Source organism: Pseudomonas sp. CFBP 13711, assembly GCF_014842265.1.
Classification (GTDB): Bacteria; Pseudomonadota; Gammaproteobacteria; order Pseudomonadales; family Pseudomonadaceae; genus Aquipseudomonas.
The window spans coordinates 126,991-145,027 of sequence record NZ_JACYVI010000015.1 but is presented as its reverse complement, the minus strand read 5'-3'; the positions used below and the strand labels follow the sequence as shown (position 1 = coordinate 145,027).

The window sequence follows — 18,037 nt, the reverse complement described above, 5'->3', positions numbered from 1 at the left end:
AGGAACTGACCAATGCGTATTTTGATGGTGGGCGCGGGCGCGATCGGCGGCTATTTCGGCGGCCGATTGCTGGACGCCGGGCGAGACGTGACGTTTCTGGTGCGCGAAGGACGGGCGCAGGAACTGGAGCGTGACGGGCTGATCGTGCGCAGCCCGCTGGGTAACATCGAATACCCGTCGCCGCCGCAGGTCATGGCGGCGATGCTCGACACGCCATTCGACCTGATAGTCCTCAGCTGCAAGGCCTACGACCTTGACACCGCCATGGAATCCTTCGCGCCAGCGGTCGGCCCGGAGACGTTGATCCTGCCGCTGCTCAATGGCATGGCGCATCTGGATCGCCTTGCCGAGCGGTTCTCCCCCGCAAACGTGCTCGGCGGCCAATGCCTGATCTCGCTGGATCGCGATGCCTCGGGCGCCATCCTTCATTTGAACGAGACTAACCAGCTCTCGTTTGGCGAACGGGACGGTGGGCTGACGCCGCGCATTCAGCAGGTCGCCGAGGCGCTGGGCAATGCAGGGTTCGACGCGATTCTGAGTGAGCAGATTACTCAGGAGATGTGGGAAAAATGGTGCTTCATCGCGACCGGGGCCGGCATTACCGGATCGATGCGCGCGAGCATCGGCGACGTGGTCGCCAGTGGCGGGGAAGGGCTGATTCTGAAGTTGCTGGATGAGTGCGCCCAAGTGGCAGAGCACGCCGGGCACCCGCTGCGCAGTGAAGTCCGCCAGCGCTTCGAGAACATGCTGACCGCTCCCGGCTCGAAGATGACCGCCTCAATGCTCAGGGACATCGAGCGCGGCGCGCCGATTGAAGTGGAACATGTGTTCGGTGAGCTGATTGCCCGCCGGCCAGGCGCCGACAGGTCACCTGAAGGTTCACTGTCGGCACTCGATTACGTGTCTCTGCACCTGCGCGCGTATGAGGCGCGGCGCCTCGCGTGACAGCGCCGGGGAGCAGGTGTCAGTCATTTGGCCGGGGTGTGCGTCGCCAGTTCCATGATCATCCGCGTCAGCAGGTAAATGCGCGGCGACACGCTGTCGACTTCGGCATATTCCTCGGGCGTGTGAATGTTGCCGCCGACGATGCCGAAGCCATCCAGCGTTGGCACACCGACCCCGGCCGAGAGGCTCGCATCGGCCGCGCCGCCACTGCCCTCGATGGTCAGCTTGCGGCCGATCTCGCCGTAGATGCCCTGGGCGATATCGACCAGCTTGTCGGTTTCCGGCGTCTGCGGCATAGGTGGCAGGCCACGTTCCAGGCGGGTCGTCACTTGGGTGTCTGGGATCAGTTTGTCCGCCGAGACACGGGCCAGGTCCTTCTCGATGCGGTCGAATTCCTCCGGCACGGCGGCGCGCACATCGGCCTTGGCGGTGGCCTGATCGGGGATCACGTTGGTACGATCGCCTGCGTTGAGCACGGTGAAGTTGATCGTGGTCTTCTTCTCGGCATCGCCCAGTTTGCCCAGTTGCAGAATCTGATGCGCCACCTCCATGGCCGCGTTACGCCCCAGCTCCGGCGCGACGCCGGCGTGGGACGCCTTGCCCTTGACCTCGACCACGGCGGTGGCGCTGCCTTTGCGCCAGACCACCAAACCATCGGCGGGACGTCCCGGCTCCAGGTTCAGGGTCACATCGTGCTGTTTGGCGACGTTCTGAATCAGCGCCGTGGCGGCGGCCGAGCCGGTTTCTTCGCTGGCGTCCAGCAGGAAGGTAATCTGCGCGTAGTCCTTGAAGTCGAGTTTCTTCAGAATCTTCAGCGCGTAGAGCCCGGCGACGATGCCGCCCTTGTCGTCCATCACCCCCGGCCCGTACGCGCGACCGTCCTTGATGTGGAAAGGCCGGGCCGCGGCGGAGCCTTCCTTGAATACGGTGTCCATGTGCGCCATCAGCAAGATCTTCGCCTTGCCGGCGCCCTTGAGCGTCGCGACCACATGCTGGCTCTTGTCCGGCGCGGTATTGGGGATCGTCTCGATGGTTGCGCCAAGCGCCTTGAGCTGGGCGACGACGATGTCCCGCACCTGGGTCAGTCCCGGCTCATAGCCGGAGCCCGTATCGATATTGACCAGCTGCTCCAGCAGTTTCAACGCTTCGTCCTTGTATTGCTCGGCATCTGCCTGGACCTGCTTGTCGGGCTCGGCGAACGCAGGGGCTGCCGCTGAAAACGCGATACCGAAGGCCAGCGCGCTGGCGAGAAGGGAGCGGGAAAAGGGTGAGGTCATTGTCGATCCTTGTAATGGCATGAAGAGGACTCGATCGACACCCTAGCCCGTTGCACAGGATCGTGCATGTCAAAACACGTTATTCACGTCAGCAAAAACGTCGAACCTTTCAGGTGGGCTACCCTCAACATTCCTACATCAGCCATCAAAGGAGAGGCATCCCATGCCGGTTAAGCACGATTTGTACGCGGACCTGAGCATCACCAAGGAAGAGCTTGCCAAGCGCAAAGGCAGCGACGCGAAGCTCAATGCCCTGGTCGAGCACTATGATGAGCTGGACATCCAGATTGTCAGCGCCGAAGAGGCGGGCGATATCCCCGACGAGGAGTTGAAGAAACTCAAGGAAAAACGGTTGCAGGCAAAAGACACCATCGCCAGTCACCTGAACACCCCGGACTGATCGGGTTAAACGGGTCAGTTACTAAAACGGCCGATCTCTTATGGAGGTCGGCCGTTTTTAGTTGGCGATACCCGATGTCTGACAACTTGCCTCGACATCCGGAAGTGCATCGTCAATTACGCTGAATCAGTGTCTTCGCTCGGGCTTAGTTGTCCGCGGGGCGATTTCCATGGATCCAAAGTTCAGACGAAAAAAAACGGCGTCTGGTCAGTCGCCGTCGCCGATCTGTCAGCACCGGGTGGCCGCTGACAGTTATCGAATAAGCATAAACCGGTGGGTTTATTGCGGATCCTGGTCAGGTGCAGTCTCGGCCTTGATGCGCTTGTAGATTTCTTCGCGGTGCACGGAAACATCTTTCGGAGCGTTGATGCCAAGACGAACCTGGAGGCCCTGAACGCCCAGAATGGTGACGGTGATGTCGTCACCAATGTTTATGCTTTCGCCGACTTTGCGGGTGAGTATCAACATAATCTTTTCCTTGATGGCCTCATGAAGCGCCTCTACCGGGAGGCTGGCGTGAGCCTTTGGGTGATGGTAATTGCCGAATGCATCCAAATGCGGTCATCAGTATGACGCCATTGGTACGATTTTAATTCCCCAGGTTCATCGTCTCGTCACAGTTAGCGTGGCTCCTGGGTCGAACGGCAGGTGAATCTTGCCTGATGCTGGCGGGAAATTCCCGCGCGAATCGGCTATCGGGCTGATAGCCGAATTCCGGGCGGCGCCTATTCCACACTCCTTTGAGCTTTATTGCAAAGAACTCATGCCGGGCAGCGATGAAATTTTCATTAGATTGCTGAGTACGAGTTCTCTGAAAGGAGTGTAGGAGACTTCCCAAATGAGTACCGGCAAAACGCGGTAACTTTAATCGAATTGATGACGGCATGTGTGAACGGTTTTGTATCAGGCCCGGTTCACCTGCCCTGCAGACGCTAGCCTCAGCATCCGGAGCGTGGCGGTGAATGGTTTGAGGGGGGGCAGAAACGACATGCCCACCGCGAGGGTGGGCATGGGAACAGCGAAGAAACCGCAGCGTCAATTTGCCGCGATCAAAGCATCAGACGACCAGCGACAACAGCATGATCAGGATGATGCCCACCACCGACAGGATGGTTTCCATCACGGTCCAGGTTTTCAGGGTTTCGGCCACGGTCATGTTGAAGTACTGCTTGACCAGCCAGAAGCCTGCGTCGTTCACGTGGGACAGGATCAGCGAACCGGCACCGGTTGCCAGTACCAGCAGCTCACGGTTCACGCCCGGGATCATGCCGACCACAGGGGCCACAATCCCGGCACCGGTGATGGTGGCGACGGTCGCAGAACCGGTAGCAATCCGGATCACCGCAGCCACCAGCCACGCCAGCAGAATCGGCGAGATCTGCGCCTGCACGGCCATGTGGCCGATCAGGTTACCCACGCCACTGTCCACCAGCATCTGCTTGAAGCCACCGCCGGCACCGACGATCAGCACGATCGCGGCCACGGGCGCCAGGCTTTGGTCGAGCAGCTTGATGATGTGGTCACGGCTGAAACCACGGGCCGAACCGAAGGTGTAGAACGCCAGCAGCAGGGCGAACAACAGGGCAGCGATCGGGTGACCGATGAAGTCCATCCAGATGCGGAAGATGTGACCGGCTGGCAGCGCGACGTCGGCGAACGTCTTCAGCAGCATCAGGAACACCGGCAGCAGGATCGTCACCAGGGTGATGGCGAAGCTCGGCAGGTTTTCGTTGGTTGATTCTTTGGCAATCTGGTCCATCAGCTCTTTCGACGGGTTGCCCGGAATGCGCTTGGCAATCCACTTGCCGTAGATGGGACCTGCGATGATTGCAGTCGGGAACGCCACGATCAGACCGTAGAAAATGGTCTTGCCGATGTCTGCGTTGAAGATGCCGATGGCCAGCAGCGGACCCGGGTGCGGTGGCACCAGGCCGTGGACGGCCGACAGACCTGCCAGCAACGGGATACCGATTTTGACGATGGACACACCGCTGCGACGGGCAACGATGAACACCAGCGGGATCAACAGCACGAAGCCGATTTCGAAGAAAAGCGGGATACCCACCAGAAACGCCGAAAACATCATGGCCCAGTGCACGCGGTCCTTGCCGAAGCGACGGATCAGCGTCTGGGCGATCTGGTCAGCACCGCCGGAATCGGCCATCAGCTTGCCGAGCATGGTGCCCAGGCCAAGGATGATGCCGACGAAACCGAGCACGCCGCCGAAACCGTCCTGGAACGATTTCATCACTTTGTCGACCGGCATCCCGGAGGTCAGCCCGAGAAAGCCTGCAGCGATGGTCAATGCAATAAAGGGGTGGACTTTGAACTTGGTGATCAGAAGCACAAGGCCAATGATGGTCACCAACGCATCGACCAGCAGATACGTGTCTTGAGTCATGCCGAACATGGGGGTGTCTCTCCGTTGTATTTTGTTTTTTTGGAGCTACTGCTTGACGCTGTTGCTCTCTGCCCTGTGAAGCGAGGGCAGCGTCATCAGAGACAGCGCTACCTTTGCCGCTCACGCCTGATCGAGGATCAAGAGCCGGTGCGCGCGGTGACAGATGGGGTGTGAGATTCGGAGCCAGACTCGCTCCACCAGGTGGCCGCTTCCTTACCGATGGTCTCGATCGATTTGGTTGCGTCCACCACCAGTGTGCGGTCTTCGTTGTACGGAGGCTCGAGGGTCGCAAACTGGCTGTCGACCAGACTGGCCGGCATGAAGTGCCCCGGGCGATGGGAGCAGCGTTCGGTGGCGAGTTCTTTGGTCAGCTCCAGAAACACGAAGCCCAGCTCCGGGACGGCTGCACGCAGACGTTCGCGGTAGATGAGCTTGAGGGAGGAGCAGGTCAGAACGGGCTTTTCGCCGTTCTTTACCGCGGCGGCAACTTCTTCGCCGAGGCGGGTCAGCCAGCCGGCGCGGTCGTTGTCGTCGAGGGGATGGCCCGCGCTCATCTTGTCGATGTTGGCTTGAGGATGGAACGCATCACCCTCGATCAGGCGACCGCCGCTGTTTTTAGCGATGGCCTCGCCGACGGCACTCTTGCCGCAGCCGGAAACACCCATTACCACGATGGCGGAAATAGCATGTGGAGCAGTAGTCATAAAAACCTCGTCCCGGAGACAGCGCTGTCTTCGCCGAATGGTGTGCAAGTCCGGCGAGACTGTTTCCAGGTGTAGTCATTGTTATGGGTATCTCGCTGATCCATGAGATGCATCAATCCAGTCGTTTAGACGATCGAAAAGTTGCGGGCCTCCGTGAGATAGCGCTACCTTAGAGCCCATCCCACACAATCGCAACCCCCGCAGCTTCCTTCCAATCAGTTGGCAACGCATGACACGTATTGGTTCCCGCTCCACCGGTCGTCCTACTCTCAACGAAGTCGCCAAACTGGCCGCCGTCTCGCCGATTACCGCGTCCCGAGCCTTGCGTGGCGTGGCCACCGTGGCGCCTGAACTGGTAGAAAAGGTTCGCGCTGCTGCGCTGAGTCTAGGCTATGTCGCCAATCCTGCCGCACGGGCGCTGGCCTCTTCGCAAAGCCAGTCGGTGGTAGTGCTGGTGCCGTCGCTGTCCAACCAGCTGTTCATCGAAACCCTCGAAGCCATTCAGACGGTTTTGCGTCCGCGCGGGCTGGAAGTGGTGATCGGTAATTACCACTACTCGCCTATAGAAGAAGAGAACCTGCTGCGCAGCCATCTGTCTCACCGACCGCGCGGCATTCTGCTGACCGGCTTTGACCGCAGCGTGGCGGCGCAGCAATTGCTGGCGTCCAGCGGCGTGCCGTGCGTGCACATGATGGAACTGGACCCGACCCGCGCCGAACCCTGCGTGGGGTTTTCCCAGCAACAGGCGGGTGCCGAGGCGGCGCGGCATCTGTTGAGTCGTGGACGACGGCGACTGGCGTACGTGTCGGCGCAGCTCGATCCACGGGTGATTCAACGGGGCGTCGGTTTTCGCGGCGTGCTGGAGCAGGAAGGGCTGTATGACGAAGGGCTGCAGATGGCATCGCCGCTGCCGTCGTCCATTGGCCTGGGCAGCGAGCTGTTCGCCCGATTGCTGGAAGCGCATCCGGACGTCGACGGGGTGTTTTTCTGCAACGACGACCTGGCCCAGGGCGCATCGCTGGAAGCCCTGCGGCAGGGCATCCGCATTCCGCAACAGGTGTCGCTGATCGGCTTCAACGACCTGCCGGGCTCGGCGCACATGGTCCCGCGCCTGACCTCCATCCGCACCCCGCGCGAACAGGTCGGCCAGCGCGCCGCGCAACTATTGCTCGGCTTGCTGGACGGCACGGTTCATGAGGCCCAGGTGGATCTCGGGTTTGAACTGGTGGTGCGGGAAAGCACATAGGTGCTTTCGTGGGCACGCTCATTTCCACAAGTCCTCCATCCGCCCCGAACCAAAGTCAGGCGCTGATCCTGTAGGAGCGAGCTTGCTCGCGAATGCTGACTTCCAGCCGTTAGAGATGCATGGGCTGGACTGACCCCTTCGTGAGCAAGCTCACTCCCACAAGTCCTCGGCTCGGTCCGGAATCTCGAGTCGAGCCACTATCCTGTGGGAGCGAGCTTGCTCGCGAAGGCTGACTTCCAGGCGCTAGAGATGCATGGGCTCGACTGGCCCCTACATCGTGAGCAAGCCCACTCCCACAATGCCTCCATCCACCGCAAAGCTTGCGTCAGACGCTGAACCTGCGGGAGCGAGCTTGCTCGCGAAGGCAATCTGTCAGCCAGCCTGAGTGCTGCTGACCCACCCCATTCGTGAGCAAGTCACCCCCACTTCAATCCCCAGCGCTTCCGCTCGATCAATGCTCCTTCTTGAACGCCAACCGGAACTCGTGCAACAGCGGTTCGGTGTAGCCGCTCGGCTGCTCACGACCTTTGAACACCAGCGCGCTGGCGGCCTGGAACGCCACTGACTTCTCGAAATTGCCGGCCATTGGCGTGTAAGCCGAATCACCGGCGTTTTGCCGGTCGACCACCTTCGCCATACGTTTCAAAGCGTCTTTCACATAGTCTTCGGAGATCACGCCGTGGCGCAGCCAGTTGGCGATGTGCTGACTGGAAATGCGCAACGTCGCGCGGTCTTCCATCAGCCCGACGTTGTGAATGTCCGGCACCTTGGAGCAGCCAACGCCTTGCTCCACCCAGCGCACCACATAACCCAGCAGCCCCTGGGCGTTGTTCTCCACTTCTTCGCGAATCTGATCCTCGTTCCATTCCGCCTTTTCGACGACGGGAATGCTAAGCAGGTCCAGCAGAATGTCTTCGCTGATGCTGTCCAGATCAACCTGTTCCAGTTCCTGCTGCACCGCCTTCACGTCCACCTTGTGGTAGTGCAGCGCGTGCAAGGTGGCCGCCGTCGGCGAGGGCACCCACGCCGTGGTCGCGCCGGCTTTCGGGTGCGCGATCTTCTGCTCCAGCATGTCGGCCATCAGGTCCGGCATTGCCCACATGCCCTTGCCGATCTGCGCACGACCGCGTAGCCCGCACGCCAGGCCGACCAGCACGTTGTTGCGCTCATACGCCTTGATCCACGGCGTGGCTTTCATGTCGCCCTTGCGCAGCATCGGCCCGGCTTCCATCGAGCTGTGCATTTCGTCACCGGTGCGGTCGAGGAAGCCGGTGTTGATGAACGCCACCCGCGACGATGCCGCTTCGATGCACGCCTTGAGGTTGACGCTGGTGCGCCGTTCTTCGTCCATGATCCCCATCTTGAGGGTGTAGCGCGGGATCTTCAGCGCGTCTTCGATGCGGCTGAACAGCGTGTCGGCGAACGCCACTTCGTCCGGGCCGTGCATCTTTGGTTTGACGATATAAACGCTGCCAGCGCGGGAGTTGGTGCGGTTATGCAGGTCGTGCAAGGCAATCAGGCTGGTGATGACGCCGTCGAGAATGCCTTCGGGGATTTCCTTGTTGCCGTCGTAGAGAATCGCCGGGTTGGTCATCAGGTGACCCACGTTGCGGATGAACAACAGCGAGCGCCCGTGCAGGGTGATCGCGTTGCCGTCGGCGGCCGTGTACTGGCGGTCGGCGTTAAGGCGACGGGTGATGGTCTTGCCGTTCTTGACCAGGGCTTCGGTCAGGTCGCCCTTCATCAACCCCAGCCAGTTGCGGTAGATCACCAGCTTGTCGTCGGCATCCACGGCGGCGACCGAGTCTTCGCAGTCGATGATGGTCGACAGCGCCGCTTCCAGCAGCAAGTCCTTGATCCCGGCCGGATCAGTGCCACCAATCGGGCTGGCGGGGTCGATCTGAATTTCGATGTGCAGGCCGTTGTTCTTCAGCAGGATTGCATTCGGCTGGCGCGGCTCGCCTTGATAGCCGACGTATTTCTCGGGCTGGGCAAGGCGCGACTGACTGCCGTCCGCCAGGGTGACCAGCAACTCGCCGCTGTCCACCGCGTAGGCTTTGGCGCCGACGTGGGAACCCGACGCCAGGGGCGCGGCTTCATCGAGCAGGGCGCGGGCGAAGGCGATGACTTTCTCGCCACGCAGCGGGTTGTACCCGGCCTTGATTTCGGCGCCGTTGGCCGAGGAAATGGCATCGGTGCCGTAGAGCGCGTCGTACAGCGAACCCCAGCGCGCATTGGCGGCGTTCAAGGCGTAACGGGCGTTGGCAGCGGGCACCACCAGTTGCGGACCGGCCTGTTCGCTGACTTCGATGTCCACTTTGTGGGTGGACACCTGAACCTGCGCCGGCACCTGCTTCAGATAGCCGATGCTGTCGAGAAACGCGATGTACGCCGGCATGTCGGTGACCGGGCCGGGATTGGACTTGTGCCACTTGTCCAACTGAGCCTGTATGCGGTCACGCTCTTTCAGCAGCTCGCGGTTGACTGGGGCGAGGTCGTGGACCAGCGAATCGAAATCGGCCCAGAACAACTCCGGGGTCAGGCCTGTCCCGGGGATCACTTCCTCGTCGACGAAACGCTTGAGGTTGGCCGCCACCTTGAGGTTGTGGCAATTGACGAACTCGGTCATCTGGGGTCTCCATCATGAATTGGGTTTGCAGCGTTGCTGCAGGCGATCGCTGCGGACGTTACTGCGCGCTTACCGCGGCAACCCCGGCCTTGGCCACTTGTGCATCCTGATCGGCTTTCACCCCGGACACGCCCACAGCGCCAATGGTCTGACCGTCGATGATCACCGGCACGCCGCCCTCCAGCGAGGTCAGCAGCGGGGCAGTGACGAATGCGGTGCGCCCGCCGTTGACCATGTCCTCATAACCCTTGGATTCGCGACGACCCAGCGCCGAGGTGCGGGCTTTTTCGATGGCGATGTAGCCACCGATGGGCGCGCAGCCGTCGAGGCGCTCGAAGCCCAGCAGGTGACCGCCGTCATCGGTGACGGCGATGGACACTGCCCAGCCGTTGTTCTGCGCCTCGGTGCGGGCCGCGGCGAGGATCTGGGTGACTTCGGTCTGGGTCAGTACGGATTTGGTTTTCATGCAGTTCTCCTGAAGGGCAAAGGGTGTCATGCGTGTCGGTCTGATACGGAGCCAGTGCGCCTGCAATCAACTTGGAGGCAGGGCGTCCTCGATGAGTTCGATCCAGTGTTTGACCGGCGTGCGGTTGGCGCTGGCCAGATGGGTCTGACAGCCAATGTTGGCCGTCGCGATCACGTCCGGGTTGCCGCTTTCCAGCGCGTTCATCTTGTTGTCCCGCAGCTGTTTCGCCAGCACCGGCTGGGTGATCGAATAGGTGCCGGCCGAGCCGCAGCATAAGTGACTGTCGGGCACCGGTGTGAGATTGAAGCCCAGTCGGGTCAACACCGACTCAACGGCGCCGCCAAGTTTCTGCGCGTGCTGCAGCGTACACGGGCAATGGAAGGCCAGGGTCTGGCGCGTGCAACCACCGAGCTGCTCCAGGGGTTCGGCGCGCAGCACTTCGACCAGGTCCCTGGTGCGTTCGCTGATGGCTGCCGCTTTTTGCGCGTAAGCCGGGTCGTTGCGCAGCAGGTGGCCGTAGTCTTTAACGAAGGCGCCGCAGCCGCTGGCCGTCTGCACAATGGCCTCGGCACCGGCCTGAATGCTGGGCCACCACGCATCGATGTTCCGCCGCGCCCGCTGCAGGCCTTGTTCCTGCGCATTCAAGTGGTAATCCACAGCGCCGCAGCAACCGGCCTGGGCGATGGAGGTGACGCTGATGCCCAGTCGATCCAGCACTCGCGCCGTGGCGGCGTTGGTGTTGGGCGACAAACCGGGTTGCACGCAGCCTTCGAGAATCAACATCTGCCGCGCGTGCTGCCGGGTCGGCCGAGCCTTGGCGGGACGAATGTTGCCGGGCAGCTTGGTCTTCAGCGCAACCGGCAGCAGCGGCCTGAAGGAGTTGCCCAGCTGGGTCAGCGACTTGAACAGACCGGCATTGGGGACCACGGCGCGCATGCTGTCGCGCAGCAACCGTTGGCCCAGTGGGCGCGGCACGGCGGCGTCGACCACCTCGCGGCCAATGTCCAGCAGGTTGTGGTAATCGACCCCGGAAGGGCAGGTGGTCTCACAATTGCGGCAGGACAGGCAGCGGTCCAGGTGCAGCTGGGTTTTTTCGGTGACTTCCTTGCCTTCCAGCACTTGCTTGATCAGGTAGATGCGCCCACGTGGCCCATCCAGCTCGTCGCCGAGCAACTGATAGGTCGGGCAGGTGGCGTTGCAGAAACCGCAGTGCACGCAGCTGCGCAGAATGCTTTCCGCTTCTTCGCCACGGGGCAGGCTTCTAGCGTGTTCGCTCAGGGTCGTCTGCATGGTTCAGATCTCCGCGTACATTCGGCCCGGATTGAAAATTCCGTGCGGATCGAGTTGTGCCTTGAGCTGGCGGTGGTAGCGCAGCAACGGCGTGGCCAACGGCTGAAACGGGCTGTCGTCGAGACCGTGGCTGTAGCAGGTGGCGTGGCCGCCTGCGGCGCTGACGATGCGACGAATCTCGCTGCCGCTGGCGTCGGATTTGAGCCAGCGTTGCGCACCGGCCCAGTCGATCAATTGCTCCCCCGGCAGGTCCAGCTCAGCGGTGCTGACAGGCAATGACAGGCGCCACAACGGACGGCCATCGGTGAAGAAATCCAGACGGTGTTCGTTCAATTCGCGCCAGTAAGCCGGGTCGATGGATTCGCCGCCCAGGCGGTCATGGGCCGCCGCGACCGAACCTTCGCCGCCTTCAAGACGCAAACGCAGCACGCGGCCGTCGTGGCTGGCGGCGCTGATCGGCAGGGGCTCCTGACCCCACTGCGCCAGGCGGGCGAGGGCGGTGGCGCTGTCGATCTCCAGCGCAATGCTGGTGCACAGTCGCGGCTTGGGCAGGACTTTCAACGAGACTTCGGTGATCAGGCCCAGGCAACCAAAACTCCCGGCCATAAGGCGCGACAGGTCGTAGCCGGCAACGTTTTTCATCACCTCGCCGCCGAAGCGCAAGTGCTTGCCCAGGCCGGTGATCACCCGCGTGCCCAGCACGAAGTCACGCACCGAGCCTGACCATGGCCGGCGTGGCCCGGACAAGCCTGCCGCGACCATCCCGCCGACGGTGCCATCGCCTGCGCCGCCATCGCTGTAGCTGGGCGGCTCGCAGGGCAGCATCTGACCGGCTCCCTCCAGCGCGGCGTTCAGCACCGACAACGGCGTGCCGGCGCGGGCGGTGATCACCAGTTCGGTCGGGTCGTAAGTGACGATGCCCCTGTGGCTGCGCGTATCCAGCACTTCACCCGCCACCTCGCGACCAAGGAATGCCTTGCTGTTGGCGCCTTGAATCCGCAGCGGCAGGGCGGACTGAATCGCCTGATTGACCTGTTCCAGCAGTGCGTCGCTGGCGTCGCGGTCCTGGGCCACAAAGGCTGGCTGACGTTGGGCATCCATCAGAAACGCTCCAGTTCAGGGAAGGGCAGCTTGCCCATGTGCACGTGCATGGCGCCGAACTCGGCGCAGCGGTGCAGGGTCGGGATGTTCTTGCCGGGGTTGAGGGTGCCGGCCGGGTCGAACGCGGCTTTTACGGCGTGAAACAACGTCAGCTCGTCACTGTTGAATTGCGCACACATCTGATTGATCTTCTCGCGGCCCACGCCGTGCTCGCCGGTGATGCTGCCGCCGACTTTCACGCACAGCTCCAGAATCTTCCCGCCCAGCGCTTCGGCGCGGTCGAGCTCACCCGGTTGATTGGCATCGAATAGGATCAGCGGGTGCATGTTGCCGTCGCCGGCGTGGAAAACGTTGGCGACGCGCAGGCCGTATTCTTCCGACAGCGCGGAAATACCCTCCAGCACGCCGGGCAATTCCCGACGCGGAATGGTGCCGTCCATGCAGTAGTAATCCGGCGACAGCCGACCGACTGCCGGGAAGGCGTTCTTGCGCCCGGCCCAGAAACGCACGCGTTCGGCCTCGTCTTTTGCCTGGCGAATTTCGGTCGCCCCGGCGTTTTCCAGCACCGCGCGAACCCGGTCGCAATCGGCGTGCACCTCGGCTTCCACGCCATCGAGTTCGCACAACAGAATGGCTTCTGCGTCCACCGGGTAGCCGGCGTGAATGAAGTCCTCGGCGGCGCGAATGGCGAGGTTGTCCATCATTTCCAGGCCGCCGGGGATGATGCCTTCGGCGATGATGTCACCCACCGCGCGACCGGCTTTCTCCACCGAGTCGAAGGCGGCCAGCAACACCCTCGCCACCTGCGGTTTGGGCAATAGTTTGACCGTCACTTCTGTGATCACGCCGAGCATGCCTTCGGATCCGGTAAACAGCGCCAACAGATCGAAGCCTGGCGCGTCCAGTGCGTCGGAGCCCAACACCATGTGCTCGCCCTCGACCGTGAGGATGTCGACCTTGAGCAGGTTGTGCACGGTCAGGCCGTATTTCAGGCAATGCACGCCGCCAGCGTTCTCCGCGACGTTGCCGCCGATGGAACAGGCAATTTGCGAGGAGGGGTCTGGCGCGTAATAAAGGTCGTAAGGCGCTGCGGCCTGGGAAATGGCCAGGTTGCGCACACCGGGTTGCACGCGGGCGTAACGCCCGGCGGGGTCGATGTGGAGGATTTTGTTGAAGCGCGCCATCACCAGCAGCACGCCTTTTTCCAGGGGCAGGGCGCCGCCGGACAGTCCGGTCCCGGCACCCCGCGCCACCACCGGCACGCCGCGTTCGTGGCAGACCTTCAGCAGCGTCTGCACCTGCTCGATGCGCTGGGGCAGCACCACCAGCATCGGCGTCGTACGGTAGGCGGAGAGGCCGTCGCATTCGTAGGGGCGCAGTTCTTCCTCGCGGTGGAGGATGTCCAGATCAGGCAGGCGGGATTGCAGCGCTTGGAGCAGCTGTTGTTTGTCGATGACCGGCAGCACGCCGTCGACGCGTTCGTCGTACAGGATATTCATGATGGGTTCGCAACCCTGTCTTGTTTTTATTGGAGGCCCGTTCCGTGGCGGAACGTGAATGGCTGGCTTGCATCATTGGCTCAGCCGGGCTTAGTGTCTACCGGGTGGAGCAGTGGTCGAACCAGTTTCGTGATAGGGCTGAATCAAATAAACAACTAAAAGACTTGTTTATCAGTGAGATAGATCTCACGCCAATTCTTGTGGTTTTTACCGCCGTCCATGGTCATACCAGTGAGGGCAAGCAATAAACGCCCACTCATCCAACGCAACGAAGCAGGTCCGACCCATGGAAATCACTCAGGCCCAGTCCCACACCAAACGCCCGCAGCAGGTCGCCGATGTCGTCAGCGAGCGCATCGAGCGGCTGATCGTCGACGGGGTGCTCAAGGTCGGTCAGCTGTTGCCTTCCGAACGGCGACTGACCGAAAAGCTGGGGGTGTCGCGCACTGCGCTGCGCGAAGGGCTGCAGTTGCTGCGCGCCAGGGGCATCATCGAAACCCGTCAGGGCAAGGGCTCGTTCGTCGCGCAAATGGGCGGGCTGGGGCTGACCGCCAATTCACCGCTGATGCACTTGTTCGCTTCCCAGCCGCGCACGCTGTACGACCTGTTTGAAGTGCGCAGCCTGCTGGAAGGCGAGTCCGCGCGGCTGGCGGCGCTGCGCGGCACCGACGCGGATTTTGTTCTGATCACCCGGGCCTACGACGCTTTGGTTGCCGGCCATGACCACCCGTTGGCGGCGTCCGAACACGCACGGCTCGACCATGCGTTTCACCTGGCCATCTGCGAGGCGTCCCACAACCCGGTGCTGGTGCAGACCTTGCGTTCGTTGACGGATCTGCTGCTGAACACGGTATTCGCCTCGGTCAACAACCTCTATCACCGCGACGCGCAAAAACGGCAGATCGACCGCCATCACGCCCGGCTCTATAACGCGGTGACCGGGCGATTGCCCGAGCAGGCGCGCAAGGCCGCTGTGGCGCACATCCAGAACATCTGCGACAACCTGCGGGAGATCGAAAGCGAAGAGCAGCGGCTGGTGCGCGCCACGTTGCGGCTGGAGGGTTGGGCTTGAGTCACCGGAGCTTTGCCTGCAGTTCCGCTTGATAGGACCTTCGCTTGACAGACCTCACCCATTGCCGCAGTTTACGCATTGCGTAAGCCGCTTACGCCGTAGTGAAAAACCAAAACAACAATAACAGGCCATTCCCGTGGATCTTTTCACCTACTATCGATCGACCTCGAGCTACCGGGTGCGCATTGCCCTGGCCCTGAAAGGTCTCGCGTTCGACGCAATCCCCGTCAACCTGATCCGCGACGGAGGCGAGCATCACCAGCCCGACTACTTGGCGATCAATCCTCAGGGCCGGGTTCCTGCCCTGAAGCTGGACGACGGTGAAGTGATCATCCAGTCCATGGCGATCATCGAATACCTCGAAGAATTCTCCCCGGAACCTGCATTGCTCCCCGACGCGCTGCTCGACCGCGCGCGCCATCGGCAAGTCGCCGCCCTGATCGGTTGCGACATTCATCCGCTGCACAACGTCGCGGTGCTCAATCGTTTGCGCGGCATGGGCCATGACGAAGGCGATGTGACGGCGTGGATCGGCCACTGGATCAACCAAGGCTTCGCCGCCGTGGAAGCCCTGATTGGCGATACTGGATTTTGTTTCGGCGCGGTTGGCCTGGCCGATGTGTACCTGCTGCCCCAGGTGTATGCGGCGCGGCGCTTCAACGTCGACATGAGCCCGTACCCGCGAATTTGCCGGGTCGAAGGGCTGGCGTTGCAGCATCCAGCGTTTCAGTCCGCCCATCCCGATGCGCAATCGGACAAGCCGGAGTAATCTTTCCCACATGAAAAGCTTCGGTCTGCAACTGATCTTCGGCGACTTCCTCGCCCGCAGCGTGCGGGGGATTTCCTGCGCGCCACCCGCTGAATCGTGATCCGAGCCGCTGTGCCTCTCACTATTTAGCAGGAGCAAGACCGTGACTGATCTCTACGAAAACCCGATGGGCCTGATGGGCTTTGAATTCATTGAATTCGCCTCGCCCACCCCTAATGTGCTGGAGCCTGTGTTCCAGATCATGGGCTTCACCAAAGTCGCCCAACACCGCTCGAAGAACGTGTCGCTGTACCGCCAGGGCGCGATCAACATCATCCTCAACAACGAGCCCAACAGTGAAGCGTCCTACTTCGCTGCGGAGCACGGTCCTTCGGTGTGCGGCATGGCCTTCCGGGTCAAGGATTCGCAACTGGCCTACAAACGCGCGCTGGAACTGGGCGCCCAGCCTGTCGAGATCGGCACCGGGCCCATGGAACTGCGCCTGCCCGCGATCAAGGGCATTGGCGGCGCGCCGTTGTACCTGATCGACCGTTTCGGTGAAGGCACCTCGATCTACGACATCGACTTCGTGTACCTCGAAGGCGTCGACCGCCATCCCAAGGGCGCCGGCCTGCAATTCATCGATCACCTGACCCACAACGTCTATCGCGGGCGGATGGCCTATTGGGCGAACTTCTACGAGAAGTTGTTCAACTTCCGCGAGCTGCGCTATTTCGACATCAAGGGCGAGTACACCGGCCTGACCTCGAAAGCGATGACCGCGCCGGACGGCATGATCCGCATCCCGCTGAACGAGGAATCGTCCAAGGGCGCCGGGCAGATCGAAGAATTTTTGATGAAGTTCAACGGCGAAGGCATTCAGCACGTCGCGTTCTTCACCGAAAACCTCATCGACACCTGGGACCGGCTCAAGGCGCTGGGCATGCGCTTCATGACCCCGCCGCCGGACACCTATTACGAAATGCTCGAAGGCCGGCTGCCTAACCATGGCGAACCGGAGCACGAGCTGAAGGCGCGGGGGATTCTGCTGGACGGCAATTCCGACGGCGGAAACAAGCGCCTGCTGCTGCAGATCTTCTCGGAAACCCTGATGGGGCCGGTGTTCTTCGAATTCATCCAGCGCAAGGGCGACGATGGCTTCGGTGAAGGCAATTTCAAGGCGTTGTTTGAATCGATCGAGCGCGATCAAGTGCGACGCGGGGTGTTGGCGGTGGATTGAAGTAGGTGCACGCGCGCTGTTAGTGGGACCGGCTTCAGCCGGGAAGAGGGCAGTTTGAACACCATCAGTTGTGTGGTGTGGCTGCCGACGCCTTCCCGGCTAAAGCCGGTCCTACTCGATGCGAGCGGTGCTACTGATCCTGCGACATTTCCCCACCCATCCGCGCGCTGATCGCCTGGGCCTTCTGCAGCAGTTTTTGCGCGGCGAGGGCCTGGCGCTGATCGGTAAACACCGACGCTGAACCCACCACTGTCACCACGCCCACCAGCTTGTTGCCCATGGCAAACACCGGCGACGACACCGCGTTGACGCCGGCCATCAACAAGCCATGAATCTGATGCACCCCGGTGCTGCGGATCTCTCGCACGTGCCGATCAATCTCCTTCATCTGCGCTGCGTTCAACGTGGCCGATTCCGCCTCTCTCAGCGCCGCGGTTTCGGTCGGCGACAGAAAGGTCTCGAACACCAGCCCGGTGGACGAACTGAGCAGCGGCAACACCGAGCCGATCTGCGTGACCAGGGTGACCGCCCCCAGCGACTGTTCGACATACACGACTGTCGGGCCTTTATTGCCCCACACCGCCAGAAAGCAGGTTTCGTTGAGTTCGTCGCGCAGCGCGATCAATGCCGGCGCGGACGTCTTCAGCACATCCAGCTGGCTCAGCGCCGCCAGGCCGACCTGCAAGGCCGAGCGCCCCAGACGGTAGTGATTGCTGGCCGGGTCCTGCTCGGCAAATCCGCTGTCCACCAGCGCCTGCAGGTAGCGATGCACCTTGCTCGCGGGCATGCCGACGTATTCGGCGAGCTTCGACAACGATGTGGCGGGCGCCAGTTCGGCCAACGCCTTGAGGATGCCGACGCCGACTTCAGCCGACTGGACTTTCTGCTGGCGCGGCGCAGTGGCGGGGGTGGAATCGTCGGTCATGGAAGGGAGGCCCCCGGTCTGGAAAGGCTGCTTTATAGCTTGACCCTTCCTCAAACTCAAATTACGTTATGCGTAACACGCTTACGATAAAAAC

The 18,037-nt window shown here is 61.8% G+C and carries 17 protein-coding genes; 7 read left to right on the top strand and 10 right to left on the bottom strand.

Annotation, left to right across the window (positions count from 1 at the left end; genetic code table 11):
- The first annotated feature begins 12 nt into the window (after positions 1 to 12).
- Entirely contained in the window at positions 13 to 945 is a 933-nt protein-coding gene (locus tag IFT47_RS23430; RefSeq protein WP_192174338.1) for a ketopantoate reductase family protein, read from the top strand.
- A 23-nt stretch (positions 946 to 968) separates the two neighbouring features.
- On the opposite strand, the gene IFT47_RS23425 is transcribed toward IFT47_RS23430, so the two are convergent.
- Positions 969 to 2,222, bottom strand: a complete 1,254-nt coding sequence (locus IFT47_RS23425; protein ID WP_192174337.1) for a M20/M25/M40 family metallo-hydrolase — start codon at positions 2,220 to 2,222, stop codon at positions 969 to 971.
- 163 nt (positions 2,223 to 2,385) lie between these two features.
- On the opposite strand from IFT47_RS23425, the gene IFT47_RS23420 reads away from it, so the two are divergent.
- Positions 2,386 to 2,622 (top strand): DUF465 domain-containing protein, encoded by a 237-nt coding sequence (locus IFT47_RS23420; RefSeq protein WP_192174336.1) that lies wholly within the window; start codon positions 2,386 to 2,388, stop codon positions 2,620 to 2,622.
- 279 nt (positions 2,623 to 2,901) lie between these two features.
- Here the strand turns inward: IFT47_RS23420 and csrA are convergent, their stop codons facing one another.
- The 3 genes from csrA to IFT47_RS23405 all read right to left on the bottom strand — a co-directional run bounded on the left by csrA (position 2,902) and on the right by IFT47_RS23405 (position 5,688).
- On the bottom strand, positions 2,902 to 3,090 hold the full coding sequence (gene csrA / locus IFT47_RS23415; RefSeq protein WP_037012727.1) for a carbon storage regulator CsrA: 189 nt from the start codon (positions 3,088 to 3,090) through the stop codon (positions 2,902 to 2,904).
- 589 nt (positions 3,091 to 3,679) lie between these two features.
- Positions 3,680 to 5,032 carry a GntP family permease gene (locus tag IFT47_RS23410; protein ID WP_192174335.1) on the bottom strand — a complete coding sequence of 451 codons (1,353 nt, stop codon included), beginning with the start codon at positions 5,030 to 5,032 and terminating at the stop codon, positions 3,680 to 3,682.
- Between the two features lie 128 nt (positions 5,033 to 5,160).
- Positions 5,161 to 5,688 (bottom strand): gluconokinase, encoded by a 528-nt coding sequence (locus IFT47_RS23405; protein ID WP_192174361.1) that lies wholly within the window; start codon positions 5,686 to 5,688, stop codon positions 5,161 to 5,163.
- A gap of 268 nt (positions 5,689 to 5,956) precedes the next feature.
- On the opposite strand from IFT47_RS23405, the gene IFT47_RS23400 reads away from it, so the two are divergent.
- Complete coding sequence (locus IFT47_RS23400; protein WP_192174334.1) at positions 5,957 to 6,973, top strand: LacI family DNA-binding transcriptional regulator; 1,017 nt, start codon at positions 5,957 to 5,959, stop codon at positions 6,971 to 6,973.
- A gap of 451 nt (positions 6,974 to 7,424) precedes the next feature.
- Here IFT47_RS23400 and IFT47_RS23395 read toward each other — a convergent pair whose 3' ends face one another.
- The 5 genes from IFT47_RS23395 to glcD form a co-directional block, all read right to left on the bottom strand.
- Positions 7,425 to 9,602, bottom strand: coding sequence for a malate synthase G (locus IFT47_RS23395; protein WP_192174333.1), 2,178 nt, complete (start codon positions 9,600 to 9,602; stop codon positions 7,425 to 7,427).
- Positions 9,603 to 9,660: 58 nt separating this feature from the next.
- On the bottom strand, positions 9,661 to 10,068 hold the full coding sequence (locus IFT47_RS23390) for a heme-binding protein (RefSeq protein WP_192174332.1): 408 nt from the start codon (positions 10,066 to 10,068) through the stop codon (positions 9,661 to 9,663).
- Positions 10,069 to 10,134: 66 nt separating this feature from the next.
- Positions 10,135 to 11,358: a glycolate oxidase subunit GlcF gene (gene glcF, locus IFT47_RS23385; protein WP_192174331.1), complete on the bottom strand. Its 1,224-nt coding sequence runs from the start codon at positions 11,356 to 11,358 to the stop codon at positions 10,135 to 10,137.
- A 3-nt stretch (positions 11,359 to 11,361) separates the two neighbouring features.
- Positions 11,362 to 12,459, bottom strand: a complete 1,098-nt coding sequence (gene glcE / locus IFT47_RS23380; RefSeq protein ID WP_192174330.1) for a glycolate oxidase subunit GlcE — start codon at positions 12,457 to 12,459, stop codon at positions 11,362 to 11,364.
- Positions 12,459 to 13,958 carry a glycolate oxidase subunit GlcD gene (gene glcD, locus IFT47_RS23375; protein ID WP_192174329.1) on the bottom strand — a complete coding sequence of 500 codons (1,500 nt, stop codon included), beginning with the start codon at positions 13,956 to 13,958 and terminating at the stop codon, positions 12,459 to 12,461. The genes glcE and glcD overlap by 1 nt, the downstream gene beginning before the upstream one ends.
- A 44-nt stretch (positions 13,959 to 14,002) precedes the next feature.
- On the opposite strand from glcD, the gene IFT47_RS23370 reads away from it, so the two are divergent.
- The 4 genes from IFT47_RS23370 to hppD all read left to right on the top strand — a co-directional run bounded on the left by IFT47_RS23370 (position 14,003) and on the right by hppD (position 17,018).
- Positions 14,003 to 14,206 carry a hypothetical protein gene (locus tag IFT47_RS23370; RefSeq protein WP_192174328.1) on the top strand — a complete coding sequence of 68 codons (204 nt, stop codon included), beginning with the start codon at positions 14,003 to 14,005 and terminating at the stop codon, positions 14,204 to 14,206.
- A 38-nt stretch (positions 14,207 to 14,244) separates the two neighbouring features.
- Complete coding sequence (gene glcC / locus IFT47_RS23365; RefSeq protein ID WP_192174327.1) at positions 14,245 to 15,030, top strand: transcriptional regulator GlcC; 786 nt, start codon at positions 14,245 to 14,247, stop codon at positions 15,028 to 15,030.
- A gap of 136 nt (positions 15,031 to 15,166) precedes the next feature.
- Positions 15,167 to 15,799 carry a maleylacetoacetate isomerase gene (gene maiA, locus IFT47_RS23360; RefSeq protein ID WP_192174326.1) on the top strand — a complete coding sequence of 211 codons (633 nt, stop codon included), beginning with the start codon at positions 15,167 to 15,169 and terminating at the stop codon, positions 15,797 to 15,799.
- Between the two features lie 142 nt (positions 15,800 to 15,941).
- Positions 15,942 to 17,018 (top strand): 4-hydroxyphenylpyruvate dioxygenase, encoded by a 1,077-nt coding sequence (gene hppD, locus IFT47_RS23355; RefSeq protein ID WP_192174325.1) that lies wholly within the window; start codon positions 15,942 to 15,944, stop codon positions 17,016 to 17,018.
- Positions 17,019 to 17,148: 130 nt separating this feature from the next.
- Here the strand turns inward: hppD and IFT47_RS23350 are convergent, their stop codons facing one another.
- Positions 17,149 to 17,943, bottom strand: coding sequence for an IclR family transcriptional regulator (locus IFT47_RS23350; protein ID WP_192174324.1), 795 nt, complete (start codon positions 17,941 to 17,943; stop codon positions 17,149 to 17,151).
- Between the last annotated feature and the right edge of the window lie 94 nt (positions 17,944 to 18,037).

Bases quoted from the DNA above. Each gene is read 5' to 3' on its own strand.
- IFT47_RS23430 (WP_192174338.1), top strand. From the start codon at position 13: ATGCGTATTTTGATGGTGGGCGCGGGCGCGATCGGCGGCTATTTCGGC.
- IFT47_RS23425 (WP_192174337.1), bottom strand. From the start codon at position 2,222: ATGACCTCACCCTTTTCCCGCTCCCTTCTCGCCAGCGCGCTGGCCTTC.
- IFT47_RS23420 (WP_192174336.1), top strand. From the start codon at position 2,386: ATGCCGGTTAAGCACGATTTGTACGCGGACCTGAGCATCACCAAGGAA.
- csrA (WP_037012727.1), bottom strand. From the start codon at position 3,090: ATGTTGATACTCACCCGCAAAGTCGGCGAAAGCATAAACATTGGTGAC.
- IFT47_RS23410 (WP_192174335.1), bottom strand. From the start codon at position 5,032: ATGTTCGGCATGACTCAAGACACGTATCTGCTGGTCGATGCGTTGGTG.
- IFT47_RS23405 (WP_192174361.1), bottom strand. From the start codon at position 5,688: ATGGGTGTTTCCGGCTGCGGCAAGAGTGCCGTCGGCGAGGCCATCGCT.
- IFT47_RS23400 (WP_192174334.1), top strand. From the start codon at position 5,957: ATGACACGTATTGGTTCCCGCTCCACCGGTCGTCCTACTCTCAACGAA.
- IFT47_RS23395 (WP_192174333.1), bottom strand. From the start codon at position 9,602: ATGACCGAGTTCGTCAATTGCCACAACCTCAAGGTGGCGGCCAACCTC.
- IFT47_RS23390 (WP_192174332.1), bottom strand. From the start codon at position 10,068: ATGAAAACCAAATCCGTACTGACCCAGACCGAAGTCACCCAGATCCTC.
- glcF (WP_192174331.1), bottom strand. From the start codon at position 11,358: ATGCAGACGACCCTGAGCGAACACGCTAGAAGCCTGCCCCGTGGCGAA.
- glcE (WP_192174330.1), bottom strand. From the start codon at position 12,459: ATGGATGCCCAACGTCAGCCAGCCTTTGTGGCCCAGGACCGCGACGCC.
- glcD (WP_192174329.1), bottom strand. From the start codon at position 13,958: ATGAATATCCTGTACGACGAACGCGTCGACGGCGTGCTGCCGGTCATC.
- glcC (WP_192174327.1), top strand. From the start codon at position 14,245: ATGGAAATCACTCAGGCCCAGTCCCACACCAAACGCCCGCAGCAGGTC.
- IFT47_RS23350 (WP_192174324.1), bottom strand. From the start codon at position 17,943: ATGACCGACGATTCCACCCCCGCCACTGCGCCGCGCCAGCAGAAAGTC.